The following is a 13,022-nucleotide window of genomic DNA, read 5'->3' as shown; positions in this document are numbered from 1 at the left end:
GCATGGACGACGGGAAGCCCACCGAGCCGAAGGCGAAGTGGTGGAGCCGGCCCACGGCGGGGCGCAGCACGAGCACAGCGCCTCAGGAGCCGTCGCCCGTCGAGGACGCGGTGCCCCCGGTGGACGCGACCGGAGCGGGTGACGGGGCGGAAGCGGAGCCGGAGGGGCCCGTGACGGCCGAGACCCTGACGGCCGAGACCGTGCCGCAGGCCGCGCGGCCGCTCCACGAGCCCGACCAGTACAGCACCCCGCCCTACGGCGGCCCCGGTCCCTGGGCACCCGCACCCCCCGTGCAGCGGCCGGTCCCGACACCGGCGCACGGCACCCCCGTACCGCCGCCCTACGCGGGGACGAACGGCGCAGGCATCACGACGGCCCCCGCGCCGGCCCCCGCCCCGCCGGCCGCGTTCCCGCCCCCGCTGCCACAGCAGCCGCAGGGCCGGCCCCAGCACCAGCCCCAACAGGCCGCCCAGCCCCAACAGCCGCAGCACTCCCAGCCACACCCCCAGCCCCCGTCGCCGCAGTGGCTTCAGTACGACCCCTGGGGCGCACCCCGGCAGCCCCTGATCACCCACCCCGGCCCCCCGCTCGGCACCGACGGCGGCCGGCGGAAGAACCGGCGCGGATCCGTCCTCGTCGGCGCACTGCTCCTCGCCCTGGTGGCGGGCGGCATCGGCGGCGGGATGGGCGCGTACATAGAGCGCAACGGCGGCCTCACCCAGGTCGAACTGCCCCAGGACGAACGCAACGGCGGCGGCCGCGCCCCCGACAGCGTCGCCGGTATCGCGGCCAGCGCGCTGCCCAGCGTGGTCACCCTGCATGTCAGCGGCAGCACCGAATCCGGCACCGGCACCGGCTTCGTCCTCGACAACAAGGGGCACATCCTCACCAACAACCACGTCGTCGCCCCGGCCGGTTCGTCCGGCGAGATCACCGTGACGTTCAGCGGCGGCGAGACGGCGAACGCCGAGGTCGTCGGCAAAGACAGCGGATACGACCTGGCCGTGGTCAAGGTCAGCGGCGTCTCGGGACTCAAGCCGCTGCCCCTGGGCAACTCCGACAACGTGCAGGTCGGTGATCCGGTGGTGGCCATCGGGGCCCCGTTCGATCTGTCCAACACGGTCACCTCCGGCATCATCAGCGCCAAGGACCGGCCGATCACGGCAGGCGGCGAGAAGGGCGACGGCAGCGACATCAGCTACGTCGACGCGCTGCAGACCGACGCCCCGATCAACCCGGGCAACTCCGGCGGCCCGCTGGTCGACACCGACGCGCATGTCATCGGGATCAACAGCGCCATCCGTGCCGCGGACAGCGGCTCGACCACCGAGGGCGGCCAGGCCGGTTCCATAGGCCTCGGCTTCGCCATCCCGATCAACCAGGGCAAGCGCGTTGCCGAGGAGCTGATCAACACCGGGAAGGCCACGCACCCGGTGATCGGCGTCACGCTCGACATGAAGTACACCGGTGACGGCGCCAAGGTCGGAGAGAAGGGCGCCGACGGCAAGTCCTCCGTCACTCCGGACGGTCCCGGCGCCAAGGCCGGGATCGAGCCCGGCGACATCATCACCGAGGTGGACGGCGCACGGGTGCACAGCGGTGAGGAGCTGATCGTGAAGATCCGCTCGCACCGGCCGGGCGACCGGCTGGACCTCAGACTGACCCGTGGTGGTAAAGACCTGACCATGACTTTGACACTCGGCTCGGCAACAGGCACGTGACGGCCACGGGAAGCTACCGCGCGGACAGTTTCGCCGGGTACCGTGGGCCGGGTCCGGACCTCATCCGACCTGGTCGCGGAGAACACGAGGAGCCGCAAGGTGTTCAATGACATAGGCCCACTCGAGCTGGTGACGCTCGTGATCATCGGTGTGCTCGTCTTCGGTCCGGAGAAGCTGCCCAAGGTCATCCAGGACGCCTCGCGTTTCATCCGCAAGATCCGTGAGTTCTCGGAGAGCGCCAAGGAGGACATCCGCACGGAGCTCGGCCCGGAGTTCAAGGACTTCGATTTCGAGGACCTCAACCCCAAGACGTTCGTCCGCAAGCAGCTCATGGACGGCAACGACGATCTGGGGCTGAAGGAGATCCGGGAGAGCTTCGACCTGCGCAAGGAGGTCTCCGAGGTCACCGATGCGGTCAACGGCCGCGAGACCTCGTCGGTGGAGGCGAAGAGCAGCGTGTCGGGCGGTTCCGCGATCACCGCGGCGAACGGCTCGGCGGGCGTTCCCGACCTGCTCAAGAAGCGTGAACAGCCCGCGAAGGACGATCACCCGCCCTTCGACGCTGACGCCACCTGACACCCGTCAATCCCGACTCGTCCGGACGGTATGGCTATTCTCCATCTGTCCGGTTGTGAGGACGCCCGAGGGGGGCGGGCCGCTCCGGACCCTACGGATCGAGGAGGCGGCCGGACAGATGGAGACAACGAGTCGGGTGGGCGCGGATGGTGCGCCGGACACAGGCACGGCAGAGGGGGCGCCCGCGGCCCGGCTCACGGTCGACGGCTATCTGCAGGCGCCGTTCCCCTGGTACGGACTTGACGAGGCCTTCACCGGGCCGCGCTGGCTGATGCAGGTGGGCACCGCCGCGGACGGCACGGTGCAGCACGGCTCCACCGGCCACGGCGACGAGCCCTCCGTACGAAGTGACGCGGGCGAGGACAGACAGAGATTCGCGGTCGTCGTGACCGTGGCCAGCAGCCCGGTGCGGCGCAGCGGCGACGGCACGGGCGTCCTGGACGCGACGACGGTCTCCTCCGCGGCCTGGCTGGCCGGCTCCGGTCTGCTGGCCTACACCTGGCCCGCCCAGATGGACCACACGCTGCGGGACGACTGGCTGGACCAGCAGACGGAGACGGCTTTCGAGCTGGCCGACGATCTGGACGGCCCCGCGTGGTCGGCGCTGTCGCTGCCGGTCGACGGCGTGCCGGTGGCCTTCCACTACCGCGAGTCCGAGTTCGGCTGGGTGCTGGCCGGGTCGGCGCACAGCGGGGTGCACATCGGGGCGTACGGGCGGGGGATGAGCGCGTACGGCCTGGGGTTCTCGGCGGTCGGGGACATCACGTCGTACGCGTAGCCGCAGGCGGGCCGGGCGGACGCAAGCGCCGGACGGCGTGGCGTGCGGGGGTCAGCGACCCCCGGCACGCCACGTTCCGTCCGCGGTCAGAACTTGTTGCGCGGGGTGATTCCCAGGGACATGCCGGACAGGCCGCGCTGACGGCCGCTCAGCTTGTCCGCGATGGAACGCAGGGCCTTGCCCGCCGGGGAGTCGGGGTCGGACAGGACGACGGGCTTGCCCTCGTCGCCGCCCTCGCGCAGCCGTACGTCGATCGGGATGGAGCCGAGCACCGGCACCTCCGCGCCGACCGTCCTCGTCAGCCCCTCGGCGACCCGGGCGCCGCCGCCCGAGCCGAACACGTCGACCATCTCGTCGCAGTGCGGGCACGGCATGCCCGACATGTTCTCGACGACGCCGACGATCTTCTGATGGGTCTGTACGGCGATCGAGCCGGCCCGCTCGGCCACCTCGGCCGCCGCCTGCTGCGGGGTCGTGACGACCAGGATCTCCGCGTTCGGCACCAGCTGGGCCACGGAGATCGCGATGTCGCCGGTGCCCGGCGGCAGGTCGAGCAGCAGGACGTCCAGGTCGCCCCAGTACACATCGGCGAGGAACTGCTGAAGCGCGCGGTGCAGCATCGGCCCGCGCCACACCACCGGGGCGTTGCCCGGGGTGAACATGCCGATGGAGATGACCTTCACGCCGTGCGCGGACGGCGGCATGATCATGTTCTCGACCTGGGTCGGCTTGCCGTCCGCGCCGAGCATCCGGGGCACGCTGTGCCCGTAGATGTCCGCGTCCACGACGCCGACCTTGAGGCCGTCGGCGGCCATCGCGGCCGCCAGGTTCACGGTCACCGACGACTTGCCGACGCCGCCCTTGCCGGAGGCGACCGCGTACACCCGGGTCAGCGAGCCGGGCTGGGCGAACGGCACCTCGCGTTCCGCCGTACCGCCGCGCAGCGAGGTCGCCAGCTCCTTGCGCTGTTCGTCGCTCATCACGTCGAGCGTGACCTCCACCCGTGACACTCCTTCGACGCGGGCCACCGCGTCGGTCACGTTCTTGGTGATCGTCTCGCGCATCGGACAGCCGGAGACGGTGAGATACACCGTGACAGCGACTACACCGTCAGGATCGATCTCGACCGATTTCACCATGCCCAGCTCGGTGATCGGGCGGTGGATCTCCGGGTCGTTCACTGTCGCCAGTGCCTCAAGCACCGCGTCTTCCGTAGCCATACCGACGATGGTACGGCGACCTTCGCTACGCGCGGGTAGCACCGTCAGCGGTCTTCGTCACTCTCGGGAGAGGACAGCACCCGGCGGTCGTCCAGGTCCCTCACCAGGTCCTCCAGTTCGGAGCGGATCCAGTCGCGGGTGGCGACCTCCCCGAGGCCCATCCGCAGCGCCGCGATCTCCCTGGTCAGGTACTCGGTGTCGGCGATGGAGCGCTCGTTCTGGGCGCGGTCCTGCTCGTGGGTGACCCGGTCGCGGTCGTCCTGCCGGTTCTGCGCGAGCAGGATCAGCGGGGCCGCGTACGAGGCCTGGAGGGAGAGCATCAGGGTCAGGAAGATGAACGGGTACTCGTCGAACCGCAGGTCCCCCGGCGCGAAGATGTTCCAGACCACCCAGACGATGATGATCAGCGTCATCCAGACGATGAACCGCCCGGTCCCCAGGAACCGCGCGATCCGCTCCGAGAACCGGCCGAACGCCTCGGGGTCGTACTCCGGCAGCAGCCGCCGCCGCGGGTCCTTCGGCTGGTCGAGCCGGTTCCGGTGGGTACGGGTCAGGGCCGTCGAGCCGTTCGACGCCCTGGAGCGGTCCTCACCGGCCACGGAGCACCCCCTCGCGGCCGTGGAAGTCGGTCTCCCGCCAGTCGTCGGGCAGCAGGTGGTCGAGTACGTCGTCGACGGTCACCGCGCCCAGCAGCGAGCCGCTCTCGTCCACCACGGGCACCGAGACCAGGTTGTACGCCGCCAGGTAGCTGGTCACCACCGACAGCGGGGTGTCCGGCGTGAGTGCCACCAGATCGCTGTCGACGATCGAGCTGACCAGGGTGAACGGCGGGTCCCGCAGCAGCCGCTGGAAATGCACCGTGCCCAGGTACTTACCCGTAGGCGTCTCGTCCGGCGACCGGCATACGTACACCTGGGCGGCGAGCGCCGGGGACAGGTCCGACCGGCGGACCCGGGCGAGCGCGTCGGCGACCGTCGCGTCCGGGCGCAGGATGATCGGCTCGGTCGTCATGAGGCCGCCCGCGGTCCGCTCCTCGTACGACATGAGGCGCCGCACATCCGCCGCGTCGTCCGGGCGCATCAGCGTCAGCAGCCGCTCCTTGTCCTCCTCGGGCAGCTCCGACAGCAGGTCGGCCGCGTCGTCGGGGTCCATCGCCTCCAGGACGTCCGCCGCGCGATCCTCCTGGAGCTTGCCGATGATCTCCACCTGGTCGTCCTCGGGGAGCTCCTCCAGGACGTCGGCGAGCCGGTCGTCGTCGAGTGCGGCGGCGACCTCCGCCCGCCGCTTCGGGGAGAGGTGGTGCAGGGCGTTGGCCACATCGGTCGGGCGCAGCTTCTCGAACGTGGCGACCAGCGACTCCGCGCCCTGCCCGTGCTCCTCCAGCGAGAAGCCGCTGACCGCCGACCACTCGACCGTCAGGGTCTCGCCCTTGCGGCGCAGCGCGCCGCCCCTGCCCTTGCGTACGAAGTACTTGTCGATCTCCCAGTCGCGGCGGGCCGGCAGCTGCTGGATCGCGACGTCGAGGATGGTGACCTCCTCGCCGGTCTCCACCAGGCTGACCCGCCGGTCGAGGAACTCGCCGAGGACCAGGCGTTCGGTGGGCCGCTGTTCGAAGCGCCGCATGTTGACCACGCCTGTGGTGATGACCTGTCCCGACTCGATGCCCGTCACCCGCGTCATCGGGAGGAAGATCCGGCGCCGGCTCACCACCTCGACGACGATGCCGAGCAGCCGGGGCGGCCGGCCGCCGATCCGGAGCATCGCGACCAGGTCGCGGACGCGGCCCACCTGGTCGCCGTTCGGGTCGAAGACCGGCACACCGGAGAGGTGCGAGACGAAGACCCGGGGCGTTCCTGCTGCCATGACTGCGCCTCCTCCTCCGTCGCCGGCTTGCGCATCCGGTCATTTCTGACATTTATTGCACCGTTATGACGGGATCAGGCTAGCCCGTACCGCTCCGGGTCGCCCCGGAGAGCTGTCGGCACGACTCTCTGCCGGATGGCGTAGGCCGCACGGGTACGCTGCCGTCTGCCACCCCCCGCCATGCAGATGAGAGGCAGTGCGCCTGTGACCTCTTTTGTCCCGCCCGTCCGGGCCCGCCGCCGGACCGCCGCCCTCGCCGTTGTGCTCTGCGCGGGGCTGACCGCGGCGCTGACCGCGTGCGCGGGCGAGGATCCGGACAAGGGGACCAACGGCATCGGCAGACTGGACGCACCGGAGATCGAGAAGAAGGCACAGGCCGCGGCGGACTCCTCCGACACGGTCCGGCTGGCCGGCACCCTGGTCAGCAAGGGCGGCACGTACAAACTCAACATGCGGCTCAAGGACAAGGGCGGTGCGGGCTCCGTGATGTCCAGGAACAGCACGTTCGAGCTGCTCCGGATCGGCGACGTGCTCTACCTCAAGGCGGACGCGGGCTTCTGGACCCACGGCACGACGGGCGCCGGCAAGACGAGCGACGCCGACGGGGCGGCGGCGGACAAGCTGCACGACAAGTACGTGAAGGTCCCCGAGGACGATCCCACGTACAAGCAGCTGCGCGGATTCACCGACAAGAAGGTGCTGCTCGACGGGCTGCTCACGCTGCACGGCGAGGTCGGCAAGGGCGACCGCGACACGGTCGGCGGGGTGCGCACCATAGGGATCAGGGGCGGCAAGGGCGAGGGCGGCGCGCTCGACGTGTCCCTGGAGGGCAAGCCGTATCCGCTGCGCTTCGCGCGGGGCGGCGGCGGGGGCGTCATCACGCTCGCGGACTGGGGCAAGGACTTCGCGCTGAAGGCCCCGGCCGAGGGCGACACGGTCGACTACGGGCAGCAGCTGCCCAAGTCCTCGTCGTAGGTCCGGGACCGGTCCCACGGGGGAGGCCGAGGCCCGCTACGGCTTCCTGAGCGAGCGCTTCAGCAGGCGCGGCAGCCCCGCCGGCACCGGCAGCCGGGTGGTCGCGGTGGTGGGCAGCGGCGCCGCTGCCCCCGAGGTCGCCGGCAGATCCGTACGGGAGTCGAGCGGCGTGAGCCGTACGATCCGGCACTCGCGCGCCCAGCGCCCGGTCATCAGCTCGGCGTCCGGTGCGTTCAGCCGCTTGCCCCTGAGCTCGGCGACCGCGGCCTCCCACTCCTCGGAGTGCGGCGCGAGCTGGGCCACCGAGGCCGTCCAGACGACGAGCCGGCCGCCCTTGTCCTTGCTGCGGACGGTCACCTCGGCGTTGGCACCGTCCGTGAGACCGGCGGGGAGCGGCTGCTCGCCGGGACCGTCCCCGACGAAGTGCGCCGCACCCTGGTGCCACACGTGCCACAGCGCCCGCGCGGGCCCGGTGCCGCGCACCCAGACCAGGCCCGACTTCTTGGTGGCCTCCTCGACGAGGGCCGGTCCGAGCAGCGTGTCAGCAGCAGTCATGCAGCAGAGCTTAGACCGGCCCGGTGTCCCGGCGGTCAGAGCCAGCCGTTGCGCTTGAGCATGCGGTGGATGGAGAAGCAGACCACTCCGATGAAGCCCAGCACCATCGGATATCCGTACGTCCAGCGCAGCTCCGGCATGTGTTTGAAGTTCATGCCGTAGACCCCGCAGATCATCGTCGGCACGGCGATGATGGCCGCCCAGGACGTGATCTTGCGCATGTCCTCGTTCTGCGCGACGGTCGCCTGCGCCAGATTGGCCTGGAGGATGGAGTTCAGGAGCTCGTCGAAGCCGATGACCTCTTCCTGCACCCGGACGAGGTGGTCCGCGACGTCCCGGAAGTACTTCTGGATGTCCGGGTCGATCAGCCGCATCGGCCGCTCGCTGAGCAGCTGCATCGGGCGCAGCAGCGGCGAAACGGCCCGCTTGAACTCCAGCACCTCGCGCTTCAGCTGGTAGATGCGGCCCGCGTCCGAACCGCGCGGGCCGCCCTTGTCCGGAGTGGAGAAGACCTCGATCTCCACCTCGTCGATGTCCTCCTGGACCGCGCCGGCCACCGCGATGTACCCGTCGACGACATGGTCGGCGATGGAGTGCAGGACCGCCGAGGGCCCTTTGGCCAGCAGCTCGGGGTCGTCCTGGAGCCGGTGGCGCAGCGCGCGCAGCGAGCCGTGGCCGCCGTGCCGCACGGTGATGACGAAGTCCCGGCCGGTGAAGCACATCACCTCGCCGGTCTCCACGACCTCGCTGGTCGCGGTCAGCTCGGCGTGCTCGACGTAGTGGATGGTCTTGAAGACGGTGAAAAGGGTGTCGTCGTACCGCTCCAGCTTCGGCCGCTGGTGGGCGTGCACGGCGTCCTCCACGGCCAGCGGGTGCAGCCCGAACTCCCGGGCGATACCGGCGAACTCCTCCTCGGTCGGCTCGTGGAGGCCGATCCAGGCGAAGCCGCCCTCCTCCCGCACCCGGAGCATCGCCTCGTGCGGGGTACGGCAGGTGCCGTCCACTTCCGCAAGGCGGCGTCCGTCGCGGTAGACCGCGCAGTCGACGACCGCGCTGGAGGCGGACGGGTCACGGGTGGTGTCGTAACTGCTGTGCAGGGTGTTGGTCTTGCGCAGGGACGGGCGCACGACAGCGCGCAGGTCACGGATCATCGACATGGCTGGCTCCTTCACGGAGGGCCGTCGGCGAGGGCGTGGAACAGCCCGGAATGGGGACGTGGCTCACGTCCGCAAAGCGGGCGGCACCGCGGCGGCGCGATGACGGCGTTCGCTACAGACAGGCAAAAAAGGAGGGCTCTTCCGTCGTGCGAAATGCCATGGGCCTTGACCGGGAAGGCGTCAGATCACAGAGGGAAGGCGTCGAGCGGAAGAGCGGTTGGTACTGCACGGTCGACTTGGATCCACCGCAGCCCCACCTCCTCCGGTCGGTCCCCCGTGGGGGATGACGTTTCGTCGGGACTTGAGAGCAACGCTTCTGCGTGCTGTCCCGACCGGCGGGCCCAGGCTATCAGCAGGCACAGGGCCAATCTCTTACTTTGCCCGTTCCATACGCGTCTTATGCTCGCCGCATGGCAGAAATTCTTGCTCTGGTCGAGGCCCGTCTGCGGACGGCCCTGGGTGAACCGGACGCACGCGCGGCAGTGACGTTCCTCGGTACGGACCGGATCGAGGTGCTCAGGTTCATCGACGGCGACGTGGTGAGGTACGCCACGCTCGGCATGTCCGCGCAGCCGATGGCCGACCCGGCCGACTCGCTCGCCGACCCCGTGAAGGGGCCGCGCGCCGAGCTGGTCCTCTCGGTGCGGGCCGGCCTCGCCGACACCGACCAGGTGCTGCGCAAGCTCGCGGTGCTGGCGGCGTCGCCGCAGGTGGAGGGGGTGATCGTGGCTCCCGGCGCCTCGTTGGACCTCGGTGAACCGCTGTGGCCGGGAGCGCCGTTCGGCTCGGTGCTCGTCGCCGAGTCCGGTGGGCTGGTCGAGGATCTGGAGCTGGACGCGCCCATGGAGGCGGTACGGTTCCTGCCGCTGCTGCCGATGACGCACAACGAGGCGGCCTGGAAGCGGGTCCGGGGCGCACAGGAGCTCCAGGAGCGGTGGCTGTCCCTGGGGACGGACCTGCGCGATCCGCTGCGCGCCTCGGTGGCCCTGGACTGACAGCGCGGGGGCGAGCGTTTTCCGGTGGCACCGGACCGGTTCCGCTGGACGAGTGTTTCCCGGCGCCGGCCCAGGCCGGCAGCGCTGGGACACATGGAACGCGAAGCCCCGCCGCGCGGCGGGGAAGGGAGCCGCGGGCGGGGCGGTACGGGGTGACGGGGTCCGGTCGCCTCAGTTGGCGAAGACCGTGACGCCGTCCTCGGTGGCGTGCTTCGGCTCCAGCTCCGCCGCATCGTGGGTCAGCGCCGAGCGTCGTACCCAGATGACGATCGCGCCGATGACCGCGGCGACCGCGGCGATCACGAACGGGATGTGGATGTTGCTCCACTCCTCGATCTTCGGGGCCAGGAAGGGCGCGGCGGCCGCGGCGAACCAGCGGACGAAGTTGTAACCGGCGCTGGCCACCGGGCGCGGTGCGTCGGACACCCCGAGTGCCAGCTCCGTGTAGACGGTGTTGTTCATGCCGATGAAGGCGCCGGAGACGATCGTGCAGACGATGGCCGTGGTGTGGTTGCCGTAGCCGAGGATCACCAGGTCGGCGGCGAGCAGCACCAGCGAGGCACCGACCACCTTGAGCGAGCCGAAGTGCTTCTGCAGCCTCGGTGCGACAAGCACCGAGAAGACCGCGAGCAGCAGGCCCCAGGCGAAGAAGACGGCGCCGGACTTGTACGGCGACATGTTCAGTACGAACGGCGTGAACGCCAGGATCGTGAAGAACGCGTAGTTGTAGAAGAACGCCGAGGTGGCGACGGAGGCGAGCCCGCCGTGGCCGAGCGCCTTGACCGGGTCGAGCAGCGAGGTCTTGCGGGCCGGCCTGGGCTGTTCCTTGAGGAACGCCGTGATGCAGACGAAGCCGATGGCCATCAGCGCGGCCGTGCCGAAGAACGGGTAGCGCCAGCTGGCGTCACCGAGCAGTGCGCCGAGCAGCGGCCCGCAGGCCATGCCGAGGCCGAGCGCCGACTCGTACAGCAGGATCGCCGCCGAGCTGCCGCCCGCCGCCGCACCGACGATCACGGCGAGCGCGGTCGACACGAACAGGGCGTTGCCCAGGCCCCAGCCGGCCCGGAAGCCGACGAGTTCCGCGACGGAGGACGAGGTGCCGGAGAGCGCGGCGAAGACCACGACGAGCGCCAGTCCGGCCAGCAGGGTCTTGCGTCCGCCGATGCGGCTGGAGACGAAACCGGTGACCAGCATCGCGACGGCGGTGATCAGGAAGTACGAGGTGAAGAGCAGGGACACCTGGCTCGGCGTCGCCTCCAGGCCCTTGGCGATGGACGGCAGGATCGGGTCCACCAGGCCGATCCCCATGAACGCGACAACAGAGGCGCCCGCTGTGGCCCAGACGGCCTTCGGCTGGCGCAGGATGCTGACCGTTCCTTGATCGAACGGATCCTCTCCCTGCATGGGTCTACTCACTCTCCACTGGGTCGGTGCGTTATGCACAGAATAAGTTAGAGGGGCTAATGAATGCAAGTTACATCTAAATCCCCTGATGGGAGCCACGCTGCGGAAGGGGGATCGTCCTTGACGCGGCGACGGGCGGGGAGGACGGTTGGTTGCTATGAGGGGCGAACCCAGTTGCCCGAAGTGCGGAGGCCGGGTCAAGGCGCCCGGTTTCTTCGACGACACCTGGCAGTGCGATGTGCACGGCAGCGTGCACCCGCTGCAGCCGGTCATCCCGCCCGGCGTCGAGGCGCTCGGTGTGGTGGTGCACCGCGCCCGGGTGCCGGTGTGGATGCCCTGGCCGCTGCCGGTGGGCTGGCTCTTCACCGGTGTGGCGTGCGCGGGGGACGACCGCGGAGGTGGCCGGGCCACCGCCGTCGCCTGTTCCGGACCGGGGCCGCTCGGCGGCATCGGTGAGCTGCTGCTCGTCGCCGAGGAGCTCGGTGTCGGACTCGGTGCGCGGTACGCCGGGATCGAGGGCCCCGACCCGGGCCCGTACCTCCGGGTGGACGGGCCGCCGGACGTCAAGGTGCTCGCCGCCGGACGCCCGACCCCGCTCTGGCACGTGAAGGACGCCCCCGACGACCGGGCGGTCTTCGCGGGCGAGGCGTGCGGCCTGTGGCTCTGGGCGGTCGTCTGGCCCGAGCAGTCGGGACTCCTGATGTACGACGAGCTGGTGCTGACCGATCTGCGTGACGCCGGGGGAGAGGTCGACCTCGTGCCCTGCGGTGCGCTCACGCCCCGGCTGCTGGGCGGGCCCTGAGCGGGTCCGGAATCCGCGCGTCCGCCGGTTATCCTTGGGCGTCCCCCCATCCGGCCGCGAGCACTGGAGTCCGAGTCGTGCGCATCGACCTGCACACCCACTCCACCGCGTCGGACGGTACGGACACCCCCGCCGAGCTGGTGCGGAACGCCGCCGCCGCGGGTCTGGACGTCGTCGCCCTCACCGACCACGACACGGTCCGCGGGCACGCCGAGGCGCTCGCCGCCCTGCCCGAGGGGCTCACCCTGGTCACCGGCGCGGAGCTGTCCTGCCGGCTCGACGGTGTGGGCCTGCACATGCTGGCGTACCTCTTCGACCCGGACGAGCCCGAGCTGGCGCGCGAGCGCGAGCTGGTGCGCGACGACCGGGTGCCGCGCGCCAGGACCATGGTGCGCAAGCTCCAGGAGCTGGGCGTGCCGGTGGAGTGGGAGCAGGTCGCGCGGATCGCCGGGGACGGATCGGTCGGGCGGCCGCACATCGCCACCGCACTGGTCGAGCTCGGCGTCGTCGAGACCGTGTCCGACGCCTTCGTCCCGCAGTGGCTCGCCGACGGCGGCCGCGCCCACGCGCAGAAGCACGAACTCGATCCGTTCGACGCGATCCGGCTGGTCAAGGCCGCCGGCGGCGTCACCGTCCTCGCCCACCCCGCCGCCGTCAAACGCGGCAATGTGGTCCCCGAGTCCGCGATCGCCGAGCTGGCCGCGGCCGGGCTCGGCGGTGTCGAGGTCGACCACATGGACCACGACGGACCGACCCGGGCCAGGCTGCGCGGGCTCGCCCGCGAGCTGGGGCTGCTCACCACCGGGTCGAGCGACTACCACGGCAGCCGCAAGACCGTACGGCTCGGCGAGAACGCCACCGACCCCGAGATCTACGGCGAGATCACCCGGCGCGCCACAGGGGCCTTCCCGGTGCCGGGAGCCGGCGGACCGCTCGCCCCGTAACGGCCCGCGCGCGACACCTTCACCGCCCGGCG

General features: G+C 70.8%; 13 protein-coding genes. 7 read left to right on the top strand and 6 right to left on the bottom strand.

Annotated features, from left to right (window positions below; all coding sequences use genetic code 11):
• Positions 1-2 precede the first annotated feature (2 nt).
• The 3 genes from OG322_RS11470 (at position 3) to OG322_RS11460 (ending at position 3,075) form a co-directional block, all read left to right on the top strand.
• Entirely contained in the window at positions 3-1,721 is a 1,719-nt protein-coding gene (locus tag OG322_RS11470; RefSeq protein ID WP_329306377.1) for a S1C family serine protease, read from the top strand.
• Positions 1,722-1,820: 99 nt separating this feature from the next.
• Positions 1,821-2,297: a sec-independent translocase gene (locus OG322_RS11465; protein ID WP_123462452.1), complete on the top strand. Its 477-nt coding sequence runs from the start codon at positions 1,821-1,823 to the stop codon at positions 2,295-2,297.
• A gap of 118 nt (positions 2,298-2,415) precedes the next feature.
• Positions 2,416-3,075: a hypothetical protein gene (locus tag OG322_RS11460; protein ID WP_123461478.1), complete on the top strand. Its 660-nt coding sequence runs from the start codon at positions 2,416-2,418 to the stop codon at positions 3,073-3,075.
• An 86-nt stretch (positions 3,076-3,161) separates the two neighbouring features.
• Here OG322_RS11460 and OG322_RS11455 read toward each other — a convergent pair whose 3' ends face one another.
• From OG322_RS11455 to OG322_RS11445, 3 genes are read right to left on the bottom strand one after another with little or no spacing between them, the layout of a single operon-like run.
• A complete protein-coding gene (locus tag OG322_RS11455) occupies positions 3,162-4,295 on the bottom strand; it encodes an Mrp/NBP35 family ATP-binding protein (protein ID WP_123461479.1) in 1,134 nt (377 codons plus the stop codon).
• 44 nt (positions 4,296-4,339) lie between these two features.
• Positions 4,340-4,894: a DUF1003 domain-containing protein gene (locus OG322_RS11450; protein ID WP_123461480.1), complete on the bottom strand. Its 555-nt coding sequence runs from the start codon at positions 4,892-4,894 to the stop codon at positions 4,340-4,342.
• Positions 4,884-6,158: a magnesium transporter MgtE N-terminal domain-containing protein gene (locus OG322_RS11445; RefSeq protein WP_123461481.1), complete on the bottom strand. Its 1,275-nt coding sequence runs from the start codon at positions 6,156-6,158 to the stop codon at positions 4,884-4,886. The genes OG322_RS11450 and OG322_RS11445 overlap by 11 nt, the downstream gene beginning before the upstream one ends.
• A gap of 204 nt (positions 6,159-6,362) precedes the next feature.
• Here OG322_RS11445 and OG322_RS11440 point away from each other — a divergent pair, with 204 nt between their 5' ends.
• The gene (locus tag OG322_RS11440) at positions 6,363-7,133 is read left to right on the top strand and encodes a hypothetical protein (protein WP_123461482.1); all 771 of its coding nucleotides are present in this window, start codon (positions 6,363-6,365) and stop codon (positions 7,131-7,133) included.
• Between the two features lie 36 nt (positions 7,134-7,169).
• On the opposite strand, the gene OG322_RS11435 is transcribed toward OG322_RS11440, so the two are convergent.
• Together OG322_RS11435 and OG322_RS11430 are read right to left on the bottom strand one after the other, a co-directional pair.
• Positions 7,170-7,688, bottom strand: a complete 519-nt coding sequence (locus tag OG322_RS11435; RefSeq protein WP_123461483.1) for a hypothetical protein — start codon at positions 7,686-7,688, stop codon at positions 7,170-7,172.
• A gap of 35 nt (positions 7,689-7,723) precedes the next feature.
• The gene (locus OG322_RS11430; RefSeq protein ID WP_123461484.1) at positions 7,724-8,845 is read right to left on the bottom strand and encodes a magnesium and cobalt transport protein CorA; all 1,122 of its coding nucleotides are present in this window, start codon (positions 8,843-8,845) and stop codon (positions 7,724-7,726) included.
• A 410-nt stretch (positions 8,846-9,255) separates the two neighbouring features.
• On the opposite strand from OG322_RS11430, the gene OG322_RS11425 reads away from it, so the two are divergent.
• Positions 9,256-9,840 carry a suppressor of fused domain protein gene (locus OG322_RS11425; RefSeq protein ID WP_123461485.1) on the top strand — a complete coding sequence of 195 codons (585 nt, stop codon included), beginning with the start codon at positions 9,256-9,258 and terminating at the stop codon, positions 9,838-9,840.
• A gap of 171 nt (positions 9,841-10,011) precedes the next feature.
• Here the strand turns inward: OG322_RS11425 and OG322_RS11420 are convergent, their stop codons facing one another.
• Entirely contained in the window at positions 10,012-11,244 is a 1,233-nt protein-coding gene (locus OG322_RS11420; protein ID WP_123461486.1) for an MFS transporter, read from the bottom strand.
• 157 nt (positions 11,245-11,401) lie between these two features.
• Here OG322_RS11420 and OG322_RS11415 point away from each other — a divergent pair, with 157 nt between their 5' ends.
• Positions 11,402-12,046, top strand: a complete 645-nt coding sequence (locus OG322_RS11415; protein ID WP_123461487.1) for a DUF6758 family protein — start codon at positions 11,402-11,404, stop codon at positions 12,044-12,046.
• A gap of 77 nt (positions 12,047-12,123) precedes the next feature.
• Positions 12,124-12,990: a PHP domain-containing protein gene (locus tag OG322_RS11410; protein WP_124284975.1), complete on the top strand. Its 867-nt coding sequence runs from the start codon at positions 12,124-12,126 to the stop codon at positions 12,988-12,990.
• Positions 12,991-13,022: the final 32 nt, after the last annotated feature.

The organism is Streptomyces sp. NBC_01260, assembly GCF_036226405.1.
GTDB classification, from domain to species: Bacteria; Actinomycetota; Actinomycetes; order Streptomycetales; family Streptomycetaceae; genus Streptomyces; species Streptomyces laculatispora.
The sequence above is the reverse complement of the archived record's forward strand: the minus strand, read 5'-3'. Positions and strand labels throughout refer to the sequence as shown.